The sequence below is a fragment of the Amnibacterium endophyticum genome (genome assembly GCF_042680685.1).
GTDB classification, from domain to species: domain Bacteria; phylum Actinomycetota; class Actinomycetes; order Actinomycetales; family Microbacteriaceae; genus Amnibacterium; species Amnibacterium endophyticum.
This window is the reverse complement of record NZ_JBHUEA010000001.1, coordinates 206,400-224,588: the sequence shown is the minus strand read 5'-3', so window position 1 is coordinate 224,588 and position 18,189 is coordinate 206,400. Positions and strand designations below refer to the sequence as shown.

General features: G+C 69.2%; 13 protein-coding genes. 5 read left to right on the top strand and 8 right to left on the bottom strand.

All coding sequences use genetic code 11. From position 1 onward, the window contains the following. Positions 1-138: 138 nt before the first annotated feature. Entirely contained in the window at positions 139-2,214 is a 2,076-nt protein-coding gene (locus tag ACFSBI_RS01085) for a galactose oxidase-like domain-containing protein (RefSeq protein ID WP_377931337.1), read from the top strand. Between the two features lie 28 nt (positions 2,215-2,242). Here the strand turns inward: ACFSBI_RS01085 and ACFSBI_RS01080 are convergent, their stop codons facing one another. Further along, positions 2,243-3,964 (bottom strand): C1 family peptidase, encoded by a 1,722-nt coding sequence (locus tag ACFSBI_RS01080; RefSeq protein ID WP_377931336.1) that lies wholly within the window; start codon positions 3,962-3,964, stop codon positions 2,243-2,245. Positions 3,965-4,210: 246 nt separating this feature from the next. Between ACFSBI_RS01080 and ACFSBI_RS01075 the strand changes: the two genes are divergently transcribed. Next, positions 4,211-5,140: a hypothetical protein gene (locus ACFSBI_RS01075; protein WP_377931335.1), complete on the top strand. Its 930-nt coding sequence runs from the start codon at positions 4,211-4,213 to the stop codon at positions 5,138-5,140. A 700-nt stretch (positions 5,141-5,840) separates the two neighbouring features. Here the strand turns inward: ACFSBI_RS01075 and ACFSBI_RS01070 are convergent. Genes ACFSBI_RS01070 through ACFSBI_RS01060 form a run of 3 tightly spaced genes read right to left on the bottom strand, consistent with a single transcriptional unit; the run spans position 5,841 to position 11,122 of the window. Continuing rightward, complete coding sequence (locus ACFSBI_RS01070) at positions 5,841-9,149, bottom strand: glycosyltransferase (protein ID WP_377931334.1); 3,309 nt, start codon at positions 9,147-9,149, stop codon at positions 5,841-5,843. A gap of 36 nt (positions 9,150-9,185) precedes the next feature. Next, positions 9,186-10,694 (bottom strand): glycosyltransferase, encoded by a 1,509-nt coding sequence (locus tag ACFSBI_RS01065; protein ID WP_377931333.1) that lies wholly within the window; start codon positions 10,692-10,694, stop codon positions 9,186-9,188. Further along, entirely contained in the window at positions 10,691-11,122 is a 432-nt protein-coding gene (locus ACFSBI_RS01060; RefSeq protein WP_377931332.1) for a GtrA family protein, read from the bottom strand. Before ACFSBI_RS01060 ends, ACFSBI_RS01065 begins: the two co-directional genes overlap by 4 nt. 2,200 nt (positions 11,123-13,322) lie before the next feature. Here ACFSBI_RS01060 and ACFSBI_RS01055 point away from each other — a divergent pair. Next, entirely contained in the window at positions 13,323-13,481 is a 159-nt protein-coding gene (locus ACFSBI_RS01055; RefSeq protein ID WP_377931331.1) for a hypothetical protein, read from the top strand. A gap of 171 nt (positions 13,482-13,652) precedes the next feature. Further along, on the top strand, positions 13,653-13,961 hold the full coding sequence (locus tag ACFSBI_RS01050; protein WP_377931330.1) for a hypothetical protein: 309 nt from the start codon (positions 13,653-13,655) through the stop codon (positions 13,959-13,961). A 55-nt stretch (positions 13,962-14,016) separates the two neighbouring features. On the opposite strand, the gene ACFSBI_RS01045 is transcribed toward ACFSBI_RS01050, so the two are convergent. Genes ACFSBI_RS01045 through ACFSBI_RS01035 form a run of 3 tightly spaced genes read right to left on the bottom strand, consistent with a single transcriptional unit; the run spans position 14,017 to position 16,819 of the window. Then, a complete protein-coding gene (locus ACFSBI_RS01045; RefSeq protein WP_377931329.1) occupies positions 14,017-14,985 on the bottom strand; it encodes a hypothetical protein in 969 nt (322 codons plus the stop codon). After that, a complete protein-coding gene (locus ACFSBI_RS01040) occupies positions 14,982-16,148 on the bottom strand; it encodes a sensor histidine kinase (RefSeq protein WP_377931328.1) in 1,167 nt (388 codons plus the stop codon). The genes ACFSBI_RS01045 and ACFSBI_RS01040 overlap by 4 nt, the downstream gene beginning before the upstream one ends. Beyond that, on the bottom strand, positions 16,145-16,819 hold the full coding sequence (locus ACFSBI_RS01035; protein ID WP_377931327.1) for a LuxR C-terminal-related transcriptional regulator: 675 nt from the start codon (positions 16,817-16,819) through the stop codon (positions 16,145-16,147). The genes ACFSBI_RS01040 and ACFSBI_RS01035 overlap by 4 nt, the downstream gene beginning before the upstream one ends. A 340-nt stretch (positions 16,820-17,159) precedes the next feature. Here ACFSBI_RS01035 and ACFSBI_RS01030 point away from each other — a divergent pair, with 340 nt between their 5' ends. After that, positions 17,160-17,351, top strand: a complete 192-nt coding sequence (locus ACFSBI_RS01030) for a hypothetical protein (RefSeq protein ID WP_377931326.1) — start codon at positions 17,160-17,162, stop codon at positions 17,349-17,351. 69 nt (positions 17,352-17,420) lie between these two features. Here ACFSBI_RS01030 and ACFSBI_RS01025 read toward each other — a convergent pair whose 3' ends face one another. Then, entirely contained in the window at positions 17,421-18,113 is a 693-nt protein-coding gene (locus tag ACFSBI_RS01025) for a low molecular weight phosphatase family protein (RefSeq protein WP_377931325.1), read from the bottom strand. Positions 18,114-18,189 lie beyond the last annotated feature (76 nt).

Genomic DNA, 18,189 nt, shown 5'->3' with positions numbered 1-18,189 from the left:
CGTGCCGTGGCGCACGTCTTGATCGCTCTCTCCGTCATCGGTGGCGTACTAGTCACTCCATACGTCGGGCCTGTGGAGTCAGGCACCGCGGCGTTCGCTGCGCCCGTCGCTGCCTCGGCGTCTACTGACTGCGACGCGATGGCGCACGAGATGATGGACCCGGCCGCTCACGGCGGGATGCTGATGCCGACCGGCGCCTCCTGCACGGCGTTCCGGCCCGCGCTCAGCACGAAGGGCTGGTCGATCGCCGCCACCAGCGCTGTGAAGGGGCACCTGGCGAGCGCGGCGCTGCGCCCCAGCACGCGATCCTGGTGGCAGTCGAAGAGCAGCCGACAGGGCCGCCCCTTCAAGACGCAGACGCTCACCTTGCGGACGCGCTCGCCGAAGATCGTCAGCGGGCTTCGCTACCTGCCGGCCGCGAAGCGGGGTGCGATCGGCCGCTTCGAGGTGCGGGTGTCGCGCGACGGACGCCGCTACGGCGGTGTGGTCGCCAAGGGGCGCTGGGAGCGCAACAGCATGACGAAGCAGGTCGCCTGGTCGCCGAAGCGCGTGCGATCGGTCAAGGTGACCATCCGCTCGGTGTCCCCGGCTCGCTCGCGCAGCGTCACCGCTGCCTCGATCCGTCTGCTCGGTGCTCCGAAGGCGGTGGCGGCACCCGCGACGTCCGTACCCGCCGCCGCTCCGGCGGCACCTCCATCGGACACGTCCACGACGGCGGCACCGGTGCCCGCCTCGTCCGCACCGACGGCGCCCGTGCCGACGGTACAGGGGGACCCCTCGGTCGTCGGCCGCTGGGGGCCGACGATCGCGTTCCCGCTGGTGCCCGTGGCTGCCGCCGCCATCCCCGGCAACCGGCTGGTGGTGTGGGCGGCCGATGAGGACCTCAACTTCGGCCAGACCGGCGCCGCCGCCACGCAGACTGCAGTGGTCGACCTCACAACCGGCGCGGTCAGCGCTACGCGGGTCAGCAACACCGGCCACAACATGTTCTGCCCCGGCATCTCGATGCTCGCCGATGGGCGCATCCTCGTCACCGGCGGCATCAGCAACACCGAGACGAGCATCTACGACCCTACGACCGACCGCTGGTCGGCCGGACCCCGCATGAACATCGAGCGCGGCTACCAGGGGCAGACGACGCTCTCTGACGGCCGCGCGTTCACCGTCGGCGGCTCCTGGTCCGGGCCCATCGGCGGCAAGGTTGGCGAGGTCTATACGCCTGGAGGTGCCTGGCGGACCCTGCCCGGCGTCCCGGCCGAGCCGATGCTCACTGCGGACAACGGCGGCGTGTACCGCTCGGACAACCATGCCTGGCTCATCGCGTCCTCCGGCGGCACCGTGCTGCAGGCCGGGCCGTCCAAGCAGATGAACTGGATCTCGACCTCGGGCGACGGTGCCGTCTCGCCCGCCGGCTCCCGCGGCGACGCGGGCGACCAGATGAACGGCAACGCCGTGCTCTTCGACGTGGGCAAGGTCCTCACGGTCGGCGGCGCGACCTCGTACCAGGACGTCGACGCGACCGGCGCCGCGTCCGTCCTCGACCTCACCGGCGGCTACGGGCGGCCGGTCTCGGTCGAGCGCACCGGCTCGCTGGCGCATCCCCGCAGCTACGCGAACAGCGTCGTGCTGCCCGACGGCAGCGTCTTCACCGTCGGCGGAATGCAGCACCCGGTGCCGTTCAGCGATGCCGGCTCCGTGCTGACGCCCGAGCTGTGGAACCCGGCGAGTGGTGCGTGGGCCGAGATGGCCGACGCCGCCGAGCCGCGCAACTACCACTCGGTCGCCACGCTGCTGCCCGACGGCACCGTGTTCTCGGGCGGCGGCGGGCTGTGCGGCAGCGGGTGCGCGACGAATCACCCGACCGGGCAGATCTTCTCCCCGCCCTACCTGTTCGACGCGGACGGGACGCCGGCTGCCCGGCCCATCATCACCGGGGTCCCGGCCGCTGTGCGGCCCGGGCAGACCATCACGGTGACCACGGGAACGACCGCCTCCTCGTTCGTGCTCATCCGTGCGGGCGCCTCGACCCATTCGGTGGACAACGACCAGCGCCGCGTGCCGTTGACCGTCAGCAGCCGGAGCGGCAGCGCGGTGACGCTCGCCGTCCCGAGCGACACCGGTGTGGTGCTCCCCGGGCGGTACATGCTCTTCGCGGTGACGGACCGCGGGGTGCCGAGCATCTCGGCTCCGGTCAGCGTCAGCCTCGGGGAGTGAGGGGCCGAGCAGCAGGCCGGGGCTCCGGTCACCCGGCGCGGTAGGTGATCGTCCGCGAGGGCCGCTCGTGCGCGTCCACCTCGGCGGTGACCCGGAGGCGGTAGCGACCCGCGGCGAGCCGCGGAAGCGCGATCGACATGGCGGCGGCGGGCTGCTTGCGCACGTGCAGGATCCGGACCACGGCAGCTCCTCGGACGACTCGGACCGTGTACCGGTGCACCTGCGCGGCCAGGGCGCGGTCGGGCCGCCAGGTCAGCAGGAGCCCGCCTCGGGTCGAGCGCGCGCGGACCTTCACGAGCGGGTTCCGGTCCGTCGTGAAGGACCGGCTCATCAGCACCCGGCTGCTTCGGCCCTGCTGCTGCAGCACCTGCAGGCGATAAGCGGTCCCCGGCTGCAGGTGGTCCGCGACGCGTGAGGTCGAGTTGCCGCCGACCACCCGCCACGGCCGTCCCGGCTGCTGGAGACGCACGACCAGCGAGCGCCCCGCGGTCGGCCGCCAGCTCGCGGGCAGGGACAGCTGCGCGCTGGTGGCGCCGGCGTCCAGGTTCGGGGTGCGGATGGGGCCCGCCGTGGTCGACGGCCTCGGCGGAGGCGCGGTCGGCGTCGAGACCGGCGGCTTCTGCACCACGGGCGCGGTGGTCGTCGGTTCGACCAGGCTCGGCGTCGGTTCCCACCTCGGCTGGACAATCGGTGCCGGGGGCGCGGGAAGTGGTTCCGGCTCCACGGGGCCGGGCACAGGTGCGGGCGCAGGTGCAACGGGCTCCGGTGCCGGCGCGGGATCGACGGGCGTGGTGTCCGGGACCTGCAGCTCCACAGGTACCGAGGCGATCGGTGTGGGCACCGGGCTCGCGGTCGGCTCGGGGCTCGCAGGAGGAGTCGGCAGCGTCGCTGCCGCGAACCCGTTGACGGCTTCTGCTTCGTAGGCGTCGGCGTTCACGAAGTCCCAGCCAAGGTGGGCGAAGCCGTCGCGGCCCCACCAGCGGCCCCAGGAGTTCTCGATCCAGACACCCGTCGAGTCGTAGCCCAGCGCCGCGACGTAGTGCCCGCCGTAGTTCGGCCCCGTGGCTTTCGAGAGCGGGAACTCGGAGTCGGTGGCGTCCAGCTCGTAGAACGACTCGTAGATCGGGATGGCGATCCCGACCGGCGCGCCGTGCGCCAGCGCGGTCTTGATCGCGACCGCCGCACCGGCTCCGATCCTGCCCGCGCTGGAGAAGAGGAGCCTCCCCGCCCCGAGCATCTTGTAGCTCGCGGCCTCGGTGTGCTGCGCAGTGGTGGGCGGGGTGGTGAAGTCGTAGTCGCCCTGCGGCTGGTAGCCCGCGAACGTCGCGGCACCCTGCTGCTGCAGCACGGACAGCGCGTCCCGCACATAGCTGCCGCCGCCGCCCGAAGAGTCAGACAGGTGCGTCTGCGAGTAGACGTACATCGGAGCGAGCCTGGTCGGCGTGCCGAGCCTGTTCGCGTAGAAGCCCGCGATCGTGTACGTCAGCGCCCACGAGACGCAGGAGTCGACGGACCCCTGGTCGCCGGGCGACACCGCCCACTCGGTGAGGTCCACGCTCTCGGGGAGCTCCGCGTCCGACGCCGTGGCGGGAGCGGCGCTGAATGGTCGCGCGTCCTGCGGCGGCAGATAGCCCCCGCCGGGACGCCCAAGCGGCACGTCATCGGACGAGGCCGCCTGAGCGGGGATGGATGCGCCGAGGAGGCCGACGACCGTCAGCAGTACGACCGCGAAGTCCCTCGTCGCCCTCATGCTCACCTGACGTCTCTTCGAGGCGACGAAGGCCGCCTCGCGGAAGTGAACAATGGTTCGGGCTCGCGCTCTCGCCCCAGTTCCGGGGAGCTCGGCGGAACGGTCGGCTCGAAGGCGCCCCACTTGGAGCTGCGGCTGCGAGGGCTTCGGGCTCTCGAGCGGCCCCTGGACTGGGGGGCCCGGCCTCCCGTGATGCGGACCGGCCGTTTGGTGCACTGCACGGACTTCCCCCTCCAGGAGCCTCCGATGCAGCTGCGTCCCCTCGCCCCTCTCGCCGTGATCGGTGCTGGTCTGCTGATGGTGTCGCTCGCGACGCACTCGGCCTCCGCGGACGACGGCGGTGCACCCGGCGCTGTCGACGTCGCCTCGGTGGATGGCGGACTCGTCGTTTCGTGGGCGCCCGCCGGCTCGAATGGGCTGCGGGACTACGACCTGCTCGTCTCGGACCCGGCGTCGGGGAAGCAGGTGCTGGAGCGCAAGGTCGACCCCGACACGACGCGGGCGAAGATCGACCTCGCCGACCTGCAGGGGCTGACGGAGCTGTCGGTGTCCGTCACCTCGGAGTACGGGGCGGGGGAGCACTTTCCGGGGACGACCGTGCGCGTGTCGCTGCCCGCCGGCCCCGCGAAGCCGGAGACGCCCCCGGCGGTGCGGGCCGAGGGGCGGGTGCTGACGGTGAGCCTGCGCGGCGCGCCCGACGGCGTCACCGCGAGGGTGCTGCACCTGTTCCGTGACGGCGAGGCGTGGAAGACCCTCTCGGTGTCGGCCGGCAAGGCGGTCGTGACGAAGAAGGTCGCCGCCGGGCACGCCTACCGCGTCGCCTACCAGGACGTGGACGGCACGAACGCCGGTGCGCTCAGCGAGGAGAGCGGATCCGTGACGGTCGGCGACCAGGCCGGACCGACGGCCGTGTCGCGCATGAAGGCCGCGGCGACCGCAGAGGGCCTCGCCGTGCGGTGGAGCGCCGCGACGCCGCAGGAAGCCGTGATCGCCCAGTACCGCGTGACCGTGACGAAGGACGGCGAGCGCGTCGGCTCCGCCTACACCGCCGCTGACGTGCGCCGGGTCGTGCTGCCGGTCGCGGTCGACGGCGGGGCCTACGGCGTCACGGTCGTCGCGAAGGATGCGGACGGCGGGACGAGTTCCAGCACGAAGGCGGTCGTGCCCACCTCCTAGGTGTGCTGTCCAGGCAGTCTGCTCAGTCTGCTGATGGTCGGGTGGGCGCCGATGGCGGTGAATGATCGGTGGTAGTCGTGGGTGTCGAGCCCGGCGGGAGGGGCTGCTCTGCGGGCCGATTCGAAGGCGTGGAAGCGGCCGTGGACCCAGCCATCGGCGAGGATGCGGTACAAGCCTTCGACTCTCCCGTTCGCCCGCGGTCGCCGCGGTCTTGTGGACTTCGGACGGATAGCGAGCTCTTGGCAGGCGGCGCTCCAGGCGCGAGATCGGTATGCAGAGCTGTTGTCGGAGAGGCCGCGTTCGACGGAGACGCCGCGGGCAGCGAACCTGAATGACGCTCGGCGGAGCACACCGACTGCAGTCATAGCGGTGTCGTCGGCGTGGACTTTGGCGTACGCGACGCGGACGCGGTCGTCGATGACGGTGTGGTCGAAGGCGGTCCCGGTCGCTCTAGCGCCGTGCCGGTCACAGAGCCCGCTCTTCGCCGCGGTCGCGGGGCGGTACTTCTCGCCCTGCGGCGGCCGACATGGCACCAGCCGCCGCCGTAGGGGATCGTTGCCGAGCTTTGACCGTTCGCCCCTCGACCAACATCCATGAGAAGAACAGCTAGCGCGATTCCTAACTCGAAGGCGGCGCTGGGCATCGTCCACATCGTCGCCTGAGCAAGTGCGGGAGACGACAGCGTCGCCCTGTGCTCTCGTCATCGCTTCGGCAAGTTGCTCCAACTGCCCAGCACCCGTTCACTTTCCGGATCCCCGAAAGAGAGCCCAAACGCATTGTCTGCAGTGGCGCTCACATCCCACAGGTATCCGCCGTCGAGGTCGCTGTTTGCGAGTGCCCGCCGAGCATTATCGATGAACGTCCTCCGACCTGCTTCGGAAGCGCCGGGGTCGCTCAGCGAGTAACCCACCTCGCCGACGATCACGGGGCGATTGTACTTATCTGCAGTAGCGCGCCACTGCTGCACAACTTGGCCCAACTCCGCGCTTCCGGCGTTCGCGGCGAGGTATTTCGGGTACAGGTGAGCGGAGCAGAGAGTGACGCTGGGGACGCTGCAGAGGGTGGCGAAGTTCTCCGTCGACTGCCCTGCCAGCCGAGGATCAGCCGGGTAGTTCGTAGAGAACCCTTCGCTGCCCACGGTGACGAGATGCCGCTGGTCCAGAGCGCCGACGAAGGCGGCCTGATCTGTGACCCATCGCTTGATCTCTGCCATCGAGGTGGTGGCTGAGGCACGCGGTTCGTTGATGAGGTCCCAAGCGAGGAAGGCGGAACGATCGCGGAAAGGTACGCCGTCCGCGCCTCGGTGGTCCAAAAGGCGCCTCACCTGGGCGCGGTACTTGACAGCTGCAGATGTGGATGTATAGAAATCGCCGCCGAAGTGCTCCGTGCCGCCATAGTCCGCATTGCTGTTGGCGAGAACGCAAACGATCTTCAGACCGCGGCTCCGTGCCTCGTCTGACACGAGATCGAGGCGTTCGAGTGCGGCGTCCGACAGCCCGCCGTCCTTGTCGAAGCACCACGTCCGCAGTGTGTTGAAGCCTGAGGCAGCGATCGAATCGACCCGCTTGACAGCAATCGCGTCTGGCTGAGCAAGGAGGTCGTAACTATTCACGCCCACGCTGTTCCATCGAGTACCGTCGATGCTGAGGTGCTGGCCCCGCTTCACCACGAGACCAGAGGTAGACGGACGCCTCTCGAAGACGTGGATCTGACCGGAGGTGTAGACCTCGATGAAGTGGTCGTCGAGGATAGCGCGGGACTGGGGCGTGAGTGCGGACCAGACCGCATCTGTTGAAGCCTCTTGCAGCACAAGCCACGTTGCGAAACGGCCGGGGTTGTCGAGGCTCTCCTTCCAGTAGGGCTTGTTCCCGACACCGATGAAGTTGTGCATGGGCACACCAGACTCGACCGGACCGATCGGTCGGCGGTAGTCGTCCATGAGTACAAGTCCGCCGGTGTAGTGGGCGCGCATCCAAGCTTCTACTTTCGGGCTGTCCGGGCCCTTACTGACCTTCTGTGAAGAGAGGCCGTTCGTGCCGTCGTTGTATGACCACACGTTCCGTGTGGTCATCGCCCAGAAGGAGGACGCTGCCAGTCCAACGATGAGGACTGGTGCGATGAGACGAGGCCGCAGCGAGGCCAGCGCGGCCAATAGGACACCGATGACCAGAAGGGCCTGCAGCCCATAACGGATGTTCGACATCGTGTACAGCGCGCCTGGTCGGGCCAATGTAGGGAGGATGAGGCTGGCCTGGCCCGTGTACAGCGAAACCACGTAGAAGGCGAACGCGGAACCTGCCGCGACGACGATGGCGAGGGGCGCGAAAGATCGACGCCGGACTGCCCACCAGCTGGTCGCCGCCAAGCCGACGGCCGCTGCGATAAGGGGTGCCGTGCCCACGATGAGACGGACGTCCTCCAGCCAGTAGAGAATTGACAACGGCAAGGAGTGATACGTGGGGAGGTACCCACGGGCGAGAAAGAACTTTTGCTGCTCCGACGAACCATAGACGGAATCGGCGAAATACAGAGGATTGCCGAAGATCAGTTGGTTCCACAGCAGCCATCCAGCGACGCCGGCGCCAGCCAACGTGGTGAATAGGACGAGTGTGCCATCCACTGCGTGCCTCGAGCGCGTCCGTGCCGCCACCGCGATGCCCACGATCGCCCATTCGATGACCACGAGTGCCCAGCCGTCGTAGCGCGACAGCGAGGCGAGGAGCGAGGACCCGGCGCACAGCACCAGCGATCGCGTGTCGCCCCGCAGGAGGTAGTGAGCGAGAAAGTAGACGGAGATCGTCGCTGTCGACAGCATCAGGATCTCCGTCATCGGAGTGCCAACGAGATAAAGCGTGTTCGGATTGAACAGCACCGCGGCTGGCGCCACGAGTGCCGCGAGTGCGTCACGTGTCAGGAGGGAGGCGAGTCGGTAGATCGCCACAGACAGGAGGACCAGGCAGGGGATGTTGACGATGGCACCGGGGAGCCCCGAGCGCCACAGCCAGTCGTTCGCTGCAAATGGGGCCATCAGCAGGTGGGGGAGTGGCAGCCAGACGGACCCGAGTTGAGCAAGGCCTGCGGTGAGACCGTCAGTGACTCTCTTGGCGATATTGAGATGGGCCTCTGCGTCCCCATAGGACAGCACGTGTCCGCTGAGGTCATCCCAGAGGGTCGCGCCGAGGCCGAGCACCAGCGCCAGCATCGCTACGATCCTGCTCAGCAGCCGGACCTGGTGATCGAAACCACTGTGGAAGCGGCAATACATCGCGAAGAACTCGCGAATCGCCCGGGCGATGACCCTCGGATCACCGCCGCTCGATTCACCGTGCAGGCGAGGCAGGTGTCTGACCGCGGTTTCCTGCACCACAAGACCGGCTCGACGCGCCTGGTGATACATCTCAGTATTGACCATCGCGGAGTTCGCAGTCAATTCGAGCTGCTGCAGCGACGTTCTCCGCATCAGCTTGAATGCGCAATCCACATCACGCGTGCGCGTGCCGAAGAAGAGCCGGCCGGCGGCGTTGAAGATGTGCGCATTGGTGCGTCGCAGCAGCACATCCTGTCGGTGCTGTCGCCACCCCGTGACGATGTCCGCACCGTCCGCGAGGGCGACCAGTCGCGGCAGGTCGTGCATGATGTCGAATTGGCGGTCGCTGTCGGTGAAGAGGATCCAGTCCTTCATTGCAGCCGACCAGGCCCGCCTGACGGTCGGTCCATAGCCGAGATTGCGCTCGTTCACGAGCAGGCGAACACGACCCTCACCGGCGATCTCGACGATCGCTTGGACCGCGGCGCCCGTTCGGTCTGTGCTGCCATCGTCAACGACGACCACTTCGACGTCGTCCGTGACGAGGGCGGCAGCCTCCAGCGCATCGAGGATGGCGGTTTCTATGTTCTCTTCCTCGTTGTGCGCCGGCATCACGACCGAGAGGGAACTGAGTCGAGTGGGCGGCTCGTATCGAAAGAGCGCTGAGGTCTCGGTGACGTCCGGCTCACTCGTGAGAGTCATGGTTGCCCCTCGTCTTACATTTGCGGTCGAACATCGTCACGGCGCCTGGTCCTCGATCAGTGCCTGCCGGACCACTTGCGCGACGGGCTCGGCAGTCGAGGTGGACAAGTGGAGACCGTGGTGGGTCTTCTCCCAGTAGAACGGCCTCGTAATCAGCTGCCAGGCTGCCTTGACCGCTGCGATGCTCATCGCCAGCCAGTAGACCGGCGCGAGTAATCCGTACTTCACGAGGTCCCAGTTCCCGCGCTGTGCTGAACCGAGGAGGAACGTGTACACGAACAACCCGTTGCCGAGCAGCAGCGTGATCAGGGCCGTGTAGAAGAGGGGCGGAGGGTAGACAGACTCGATGACTGGGCCAACGACCGATCGTGCTACGAAGTACAGCAACGTGACGGCCCACATGATCGGGTTGATGAAATTCACGAGCACCTTGCCGCCGACCACGAGGCTGAAGGTGAGGATGTGCGGGTCACTGCGTCGCCAACCGCCCCGGCTGTGCACGAGGAACGTCTGCATGTAGCCCTTGATCCAGCGGCTCCGTTGCCGGATCCAGTTACGAAGATTGGGATTCGCCTCCTCGTAGGTGGTCGACCGCAGCATCCCGGTACGGAAGCCCTGCTTGTAGAGCCGAATGCCGAGATCGCAGTCCTCGGTCACGTTGTAGGGATCCCAACCACCGAGCCCGATGAGCACGTTCGTACGGAAGTGATTTGAAGTGCCGCCGAGCGGAAGTGGTCCGCGCAAGTCTTGAAGGCCTTCTAGTAGGAGGTCGAACCACAGGGTGTATTCCGCGGTGAAGAGGCGAGTCAACGTGTTCTGTCGAGGGTTGTAGAAGTTCAGGGGAGCTTGGAGACAGGCCACGTCCCCGCGACTGGCGCGGAATCGACGGACCGCCTTCTTGAGCTGATCCGGCTCCGGAATGTCCTCCGTGTCGAAGATGACGGTGAACTCGCCGCGCGCTCTCCGCAGTCCCTCGTTGCAGGCCTTCGGTTTCGTCTTCGGCAGGCTGTCAGGCACTACCAGCGTCTCGAAGTGCTGCGGCAGGCGTAGACGCCGCGCTGCGCCGATTGTCTCTAAATCGTCCTCCTCGAGGAGCAGGATGATTTGGAGACGGTCGGTCGGATAGTCGAGATCCGTCATTGCCCGGACGAACTGCGGCAGCACGGCCGCTTCCCTGTAGATCGGACAAAGCACCGTGTAGAGGGGCCAGTCGTGTTCGGTCTGCTCCACCCTGATGTCCTGTCGACGTCGACGAGCTATGCCTGTTACGACCCAGGCGTTGAAGGCGAGGTCGACGAGGTACAGCAGAGTGACGGCGGCCAGAACAGCCGTCACGACGATGCGTGCTCCAAGAATCGGCAGCAGTAGTAGCGGCAGTGCGACGACCATGACCATGACCACGATCTGCGGACGGGTGGCGACTGTGCTCGCGTTGTACTGCGGCGGGCGAAGTACAACGGCGGCGTGACGCGGGTGCGCGTTGTGTTCTCCTCCGTGCTGGATTCGGAGTGCGATCTGCGAATCGCTGGACGGAGTCGTGCTCACCGCTCTGTCTCCAGCATCGGCGCGGACGAGGATGCGGAAACAAACACGACTCGGCGACTCAGAAGATAGGAGAGGCCTGTGCTCGTCGCAATCGCGACGACGGCGGCAAGAAAAGGCTCCAAACAAATATGCATGATTGCGAAAAGCGCAGAGTTCAGTACGAGTCCTATGCAGGCGACGCTGTTGAAACGCAGCCAACGGCGACGCAAGGTGCCCGGAGCGCGGCGATGGCGCCATGTGAATCGCGCGGAGAGCAGGAAGTTCAGTTGTGTGGAGAGAAGAAAACCGAAAGCGTTTGCGATCATGGGTGGCACTCGAAGCGCTGAAAGCACTGTGAAGATCAGAAGTTGGAAAGCCGAGGCGACGGCGCCGACGGCAGCAAATCGCAGCAGTGTGGCGCGCCACAGCGTCCCAGTGAGACGCCTCATCCCGGTGAGTGTCGTGCGTGCAGGCAGCCTCGATGTGATGCGGTGATTAGTAGGGGGGTGCTGTTTCGTTCGAACTATTGACGGACTAGACGAGAGCAGGGCGCGAGACAGGGTGAGTCCTTACCTGATGAGCCCAGCGCAAGGGTGACTCCGCGCGGGCGGGGGAGTAGGAAGAAAGTGCGCGTAGCAATAGGTACTGTGCGAAGGCAGAACCGTTGAGAGGAGAGCGCCTCAGCGGACTGCCTTTTCGGCAGGACGCCTCGATCGCCTTGACACTAGGGGCTAACCGCGATCTTGGGAAGTGCCAGAGTGCAACACCCAGTACGAGGGTCACGCTTGCAGCCGGAGCGAGGACGGACGCACGACGCTCGATGGGCCTGCCTGCCTGCCTGCCTGCCTGTCGGTCTGCGGCCGGGGCGCCCGTGCTTGAGTGCTCCAAGCGCGCAGAGGCGCAGGGCGAGCTAGGTGGCGCCACTCGGTGTGCCGCCCAGTCAGGTTAGTCAGTCTGTTCTCAGGCGGGCGGTCGCCGATGACGGTGTCAGATCGGTGGTGGTTGTAGGTGGGGCCAGGCCGGGCGGGCTGTTCGGCGCCCTGATTCGCCGTTGGCTACCGGCGCTGGGCTCAGCCGTCGGCGATGTGCGGTCGATGCGCTCGACCTTCCCCTTCATCTGCAGTCGGGAGGGGCGGGATGTGCCTGTGTGTGGTCGAGTTCGACCACGAAGGCCTCCGGTCTCGAGTGCGTGAACTCGACAGCTCCTCTCTCGACCGGGGAGGGGGCTCCACCGTCTACGAACGGATCACACCCCGTCCCCCTGCGCGGGCGGCACATTTACGTCGTCGCCCTTCAGGTGGGCCCACTGGCATCTCGTTTGAAGGCTGTGAAGCGACAACATCTTGATCCTGCGATGCGTGCCCCCAGATCGGGGCGTCTGCGCAGATGCGGCGGGTGCTGCCGGTGTGATCATCGCCGGTGAAGTACCAATGCCTCGTGCTGAAAGTGCCCCTTCACCCGAGCGCATCTGGCGGAGCCGGAAGCGGAGTGGTCGCGTCGTGGGCCCGAAGATGGGGCCGCATTAGAATCGGGCGCTCAGTCCGCGATCCCATCGTCACCAAGAGACTTCACGAGCCTGACGAATTACTTGCTCAATATCCATCGCCAGGTGAGACGCTGTTGGCAGTGCTCGACTTGGCCCCTTTCGAAGTGGGCGGAGAAGCGTCGGGTCCGCGCCTCCCGGGGTTTGCCAGCGGGGACTGCCCCGTGGTCGATCTGCTGATGCAGACGGAGGTGGTCGCTTTCAATTCGCCCTGGGTCGTCGTCCGAGATCCAATCTCCGGGGAATGCCGAGCAGTCGATCACACTCGGGCGTATCGCCCGCGCCGTGGAGATCGGGTGATGCTCGACCTCTCCGCAAAATGCGTGGTTGGAATCTGGGATGATGAGCCCTAAAGGTGCTAGGACACACGGGGTTCCGGACATCGACCAGGCGGCGACAGTGATTGTTGCGGGAGATGAAGATCCGTGGGTCCACCGCCTTTCTGGGGAAGCCCTGGGGACGAGGTCGATCAGCCGGGTAACGAGTACATCGATTGCAGAAATCCCTCTGCGGCGAGTTGAGGAACTGCTCTGAAGTACGCGGCTATGGCTCGGTCTACCCGCTCCGTCAGGATCGAGTACCGAGACGAACTGGCCTACGGGTTACCGCACGCGGGATCTCAAGTCGAGCGCGGTACCTGGTCTTCGAGGTCGACGCGAAGAGCGGTCGCCCGGTGGACTCGGCCGGCTCGTAGAGTTTTTGCGTTCAGTGCGTTTCGCGCTCGTAACGCACGATAATTCGCCTTTGCCATCACGCGAAGCTGTTTCAGGAGCCGCCTGCGTGTGCCGGCGTCCGTCGTGCGAGCTAATTCGAGCCGAATCACTTCCGCCTCCGCTTTCGCTGCGAGGCGCTCCTGGACGCAGGACTCGACCCCGACCAGTCGACGCACGCTACTCCTTCCCATGCCTGGCAGAGTTGCATGTTTCGGGGGCTTCGCTTGGTCGCCGCACCGTGATCCGTGGTCTGGTGCGTGAGAAGGGGCTTTGCGGGCGGCCGTCCCTTCGGCGCGGTAGGTCAGCGCGATGCCCCACAGTCCGTACGCGGCTTCGTCTGTGCTCATGCGGCTTCGGGGGTAGACGCACGTGGTCGACAACGACCAGCACGGCATGCCCCTGTCTGTCACGGGTCGGAGCGGCGGGAACGGAGCGCCCACGAGCTCGAGCAACACGGGCGCGGTGCTCCTGGGTCGCCTCAAGTTGTTCGTGCTGATGGCTGACGGCCTGCTGAGCATCTCGGCGCTGATCAGCATCGGGCTGGGTCAGTAGCCGGGAAAGGTGCGGGCCCCGCTCTGGGGGCGCGGATCTCCCGCGCGGGGACGTGCGCGTCCGGACGCGCGGACTTCCTCCTCCAGGAGCTCTCCCGATGCGGGTGCGCCCCTCGCCCTGCTCGCGATGCTCGCCAACGGCCCGCTCGCGGTCTCGCTCGCTACGCACTCGGTGTCCGAGAGCGACGCCGGTAGGCCGGGACCGGTCGCCATCGCCTCCGTCGACGGTGGCCTGCTCGTCCGGTGGGGCGCGGCGGGCGAGAGCGGCCTCACCGATCACGACCTGCTCGTCGCCAATTCCTCCTCGGGGGAAGCGGTGGTCGAGCGGAAAGTCGACGCCGACACGACGAAGGCGACGGTCGACCTCGCGGACCTGCACGGGGTCTCCGCGCTGTCCGTCTCCGTCACCTCGGACGACGGCGAAGGAGCCCACTTCCCGGGCACGACCGTGCGCGTCTCGCAGCCTTCCGGTCCGGCGTGATCCGCCGCGGTGCGCGCAGTATGCACGAGCGGTCGTGCCGACCCCGTAGCGCAGGTCACGAAGCGGGCAGCTCCAGCTCGTCGGCGAAGCCGTCGGAGCGGGCCGACACCCGGATCCCGTCCGCGGAGCGAACCACACGGGCGACGAAGCGTCCCCGATGATCGCGATCGAGGCGCTCCGCGAGCCAGTCCGCAACGAGCTCGCGGGTCGGGGCGGCGAGGTGCGCGTCCTCGAGGACGACCGCGTCCATCCCGGCGGCCCGAGTCGCGGCGAGGGCTGCGTTCAGCCGGTCGGTCAGCAGCGGGCCGGCGGTCATCTCGTCCCGCAGGCGGCCCTCGAGCGCGAGCAGCTGCGGTGGGTCGACCGGGCGTCCCGCACCGAGGTCCGTGAGCGCAGCACCCGCGAGGTCGAGGAAGCGCTGCGCCGCGCGCCGCTGCTCGGTACCCGCCGTGGTGGTCGCGACGCGCTGCGCCTCGCGCTCCCGCTCCGCCTCTCGGTAGGCCGCGAGCGAGACCGCGGACCGGCGCAGCCCGACGGCGAAGAGCGTGCCGATCAGCAGCGTGCCCGCGTGCCGCACGACCAGGTCGACGCCCGGCAGCGGGCCCGCCCCCGCGAGCAGCGACCAGGCGACGCACTCGAGCGCAAGACCGCCGAGCAGCAGCCACGCGATGCCGATGCGGCCCCGGAGCGTCAGCGCGAGCGCGACGAAGGTCGACGCGCCGAGCGGCCAGGCGGCGTAGCCCGGCCAGCCGCCGACCGAGAGCGTCGTGAGGACGAGCCCGGCGGCGAGCAGTGCCGCGACCACCACGGCGGCGGTCGCCGGAGCGGGCAGGCGGCGGGGGAGGAGGACGACGGCTGCGGCAGCGGCGCTCAGCAGCACGAGGGCGAGCATCGGGATCGGGGCCGGGCCGGTGCTCGCGAGGGCGAGGACGGCGTGCAGGGCGACGAAGGCGGCGAGGAGCACGCGGGCGACGCGGTGCTGCAGGGGCGGGACCAGCGCGGCGTCCGCGACGGGTCCGGTCACGGCCGCGTCCACAGCAGCCGCACGGCGGTGCCGCGGCCGGGCATCGAGCGCACGACCGCCTCACCGCCGGCGGCAGACATGCGGCGCTCGATGCTCGAGGCGATCCCGAGCCGGCCGAGCGGCGTCGCGCGGGGCTCGAAGCCGACGCCGTTATCGAGCACCGTCACGGCGACACCCTCCGCCGTCGCCTCGACCCGGACGGCGATCGAGGCGTCCGCGCCGGCGTGCCGCACGGCGTTGCGGAGGGCCTCGCCGGTCGCACCGACGAGCGCCTCGGCGACCTCGGCCGGGATCGCTGCGGTGTCCTCGGCCGGCGCGGCCTCCAGGTCCGCCCACGGCGCGAGCTGGGTCAGCTGGTTGCGGAGGCGGTCCGCCAGCACGGCCGCATCGATCGGGCCGTCGGGGACGGTGCCGTCGAGCAGCGCGGTGAGACCGGCGCGGGCCGCGATCGCCTGCTGCTGCACGGCCCCCTCCGTACCCGGGGCGCGCCGCGCGGCGAGCAGCAGCGTCGCGAGCACGCGGTCGTGCACCAGGGCGTCGACACGGTCGCGCTCCTCCTGCTGCACCCGCTCGACGGCGGACGCCGCCGCGGTCGCGTCGGCGGTCGCGGCGGCCTCGTCGACGCGGCGCGCGGCGGCGAGCGAGCCGAGTACCAGGGCGACGTAGACCGCGGCGAAGAACGCCGCGTAGGCGGCGTCCTGCAGCGCGATGGCGGTGAGGTCGCGATCCGCGGTCGCGATCCGGTCCACGGCGACCGAGACGCCGAGCAGCACGGTCGACGCCCACGCGATCGCCGGGCGGAAGGCGAGCGCCGCGGCGGTCGTGCCGATCGCGGTGAGGCCGAGGGGCCACGGCGCCGCGCCCTGCGTCGCGTCGGGCTCGACGGCGAACGGCATCGACGCCGCGACCAGCGCGTAGCCGATCGCGGTGGCGGCGGCGAGCCCGCGCACGACCGGCAGCGGCGCGAAGGGTGCGGCGGCGCCGAGCGCGAGCGCGGTGCCGAGGATCGCGAGCAGCGAGGCCGCCGTCCACCAGGCGGGCGCGGCGTCCAGCTGCGACAGGATCGCGCCCAGGATGATCAGCCCGAACACCAGGGCGCCGACGGCGAACAGCACCGACGCGACGCGGCGGACGCGCTCCTCCGCCCCGCCGCGCCCGCTCATCGCAGGGTGGGGCCGGGCAGCAGGCCGTCCTCGACCGCGCGCTTGAACAGGTCCACCTTCGTCGTCGCGGGCCGGCCGACGTCGGCGTACTTCGCGCGGATCCGGCGCACGTAGTCCTCGAGCGTGCCGACCGTGATGTGCAGCTCCTCGGCGACGTCCTGCGCCCGCGCCCCGTCGGCGAAGCGGGTCAGCACCCGCGCCTCCTGCGCGCTCAGGCGCGCCTGCCCGACCGCCGGGTCGGTCTCGATGGCGTGCGCCCATTCCCCGGTGACGACGGGGCGGCCGGCGGAGGCCAGCTCGATCGCGTGCACCAGGGCGGCGAGCGGCTCTGACTTGCGGACGACGCCGAGCACGTCGCTCTGCAGCGCGAGCCGCATCAGGTACGGGCTCTCGCCGCTCGTGAAGGCGAGCACCTGGCTGCCGGCCGTGCGCAGCCGACGGATGTTCGCCGCGGGGGAGGAGCCGTCTGCCAGACGCAGGTCGAGCAGCACGAGGCCGGCGCCGAGCCGGCGGGCGAGCAGGTCGTCCACCGTGCGGGCGCTGCCGGCCAGTCGCAGTCGCGGGATCGCGGCGACGGCGGCCTCGACCGCGTAGTCGACGATCTCGTGGTCGTCGATGAGCGCCACCAGGGTGGACGACGTCGTCGTCGCGTCATCGCGTGGATCCCGCACGACTGCTGACTTTAAGTCCGAGGAATGGGCGCGACCAGGTAGCGCATTCAGGCGCCGATCGGCGTCAAGCGGACGTTCCGGGGCACCGGCCGAGATCGGTTCTCGGGAAGTGCCCAAGGACCTCATCCCGGCGCGAATGAGCCGCCGCGACATGCCGGTCGCATCGCGGCGTCACGCGCTCCGGGGTGCGGTCGTGGTGCTCGTCGCCGCCGGCCCGGACCGGTTCGTGGCGACGAGGGGCACAGGAAGTGCTCGAACCGCAGCCCCGTTCACGACGTCCTCGCGAGGGCGTCGCGGACCCGTCGACGGCGTCGCCCTCGACACGAACGAACGAGGTGTCATGACGACGTTCCGCGCCGACGGCTCCACCCGTGCCTTTGAAGCCGGCATCGATGCACTGCGACCCGGGCTGCTCGTCCGTCTGCAGGACCGGCGCGCACGGCGGCGCGCGCAGCGCGAGTTCGACGCGGTCCTGCGCGCGTTCAGGCACGGCAGGTCGCTGCCGAGCTCGGTGCGGAGTGGCGCGGCCTGATCGCGCCTCTCCGCACCGGAGCGGTGCATCGCCCCTCCGGCGCTTCCGGCGCGGGGCGGGGTGCACGGCTCAGGCGAGCAGGCGCCTCCGGCGGGGACGCCGCTCGGGCGCCGGCGCGATGGCCGGCACGCGCTCGGTCAGCAGCTCCGTGATCCGCGCGCCGAGGCGCCCCGCGAGGTCGTGGGCCTCCAGCGTCACGTGCTTGTGCTGCGCAGCGGCCGCGTGGCCGTCGGCGACCGACAGCACGTCGGGCTCGGCGGCGCGGCGCCAGTGGAAGGGGCCGGTGCGCACCGCGGGCTCGATCAGCGGCACGGTGCCGCGGGCGGCGTGCAGCGCCGCGGCCAGCGCCGGGAGATCGGCCGGCGGGTTCGCGACGCCGTTACGGACGCGGTCGGCCAGCACGGAGGCGAGCACCAGCGCCTCCTTCCAGGTGAAGACGCGCGCCTGCGTGCCGGGCACCATCCGCACGACCGACGAGCGCTGCGACCGCTCCGCCGTCAGGATCAGCGCCGCGTCGGCGACGTCGTGCACGCCCAGCGGGCGCGCGCGGTGCGAGCCGTAGTAGGCGATCGCGGCGCCCGACCAGCCGAGCCGGCCCGCCGCGCCCTCGCACATGGTGGCGCCCGGGCGGGCGGTCAGCCCCCGCGTCTCGATCGTCCACCCGCTCGACGTCGCCGCGCCCGCCAGCCGCTCCTGCAGCACGAACGAGACGATCGGCGCGCGGCACACGTCCGATCCATCGACCACCAGCACCGTGCCCATGCATCCCCCCGAATGCTCAGGTGCCCCGTCCGCGACCCCTCCGTCGCGGCCCTCGAACGGGGCACGGTGGACACCA

What these genes read in the sequence shown, in the direction of transcription:
- ACFSBI_RS01025 (WP_377931325.1), bottom strand. Translation starts at nt 18,113, where the DNA reads ATGGGCACGGTGCTGGTGGTCGATGGATCGGACGTGTGCCGCGCGCCG.
- ACFSBI_RS01060 (WP_377931332.1), bottom strand. Translation starts at nt 11,122, where the DNA reads ATGAGGCGTCTCACTGGGACGCTGTGGCGCGCCACACTGCTGCGATTT.
- ACFSBI_RS01080 (WP_377931336.1), bottom strand. Translation starts at nt 3,964, where the DNA reads ATGAGGGCGACGAGGGACTTCGCGGTCGTACTGCTGACGGTCGTCGGC.
- ACFSBI_RS01030 (WP_377931326.1), top strand. Translation starts at nt 17,160, where the DNA reads ATGACGACGTTCCGCGCCGACGGCTCCACCCGTGCCTTTGAAGCCGGC.
- ACFSBI_RS01040 (WP_377931328.1), bottom strand. Translation starts at nt 16,148, where the DNA reads ATGAGCGGGCGCGGCGGGGCGGAGGAGCGCGTCCGCCGCGTCGCGTCG.
- ACFSBI_RS01075 (WP_377931335.1), top strand. Translation starts at nt 4,211, where the DNA reads ATGCAGCTGCGTCCCCTCGCCCCTCTCGCCGTGATCGGTGCTGGTCTG.
- ACFSBI_RS01055 (WP_377931331.1), top strand. Translation starts at nt 13,323, where the DNA reads ATGCCCCTGTCTGTCACGGGTCGGAGCGGCGGGAACGGAGCGCCCACG.
- ACFSBI_RS01085 (WP_377931337.1), top strand. Translation starts at nt 139, where the DNA reads ATGGCGCACGAGATGATGGACCCGGCCGCTCACGGCGGGATGCTGATG.
- ACFSBI_RS01070 (WP_377931334.1), bottom strand. Translation starts at nt 9,149, where the DNA reads ATGACTCTCACGAGTGAGCCGGACGTCACCGAGACCTCAGCGCTCTTT.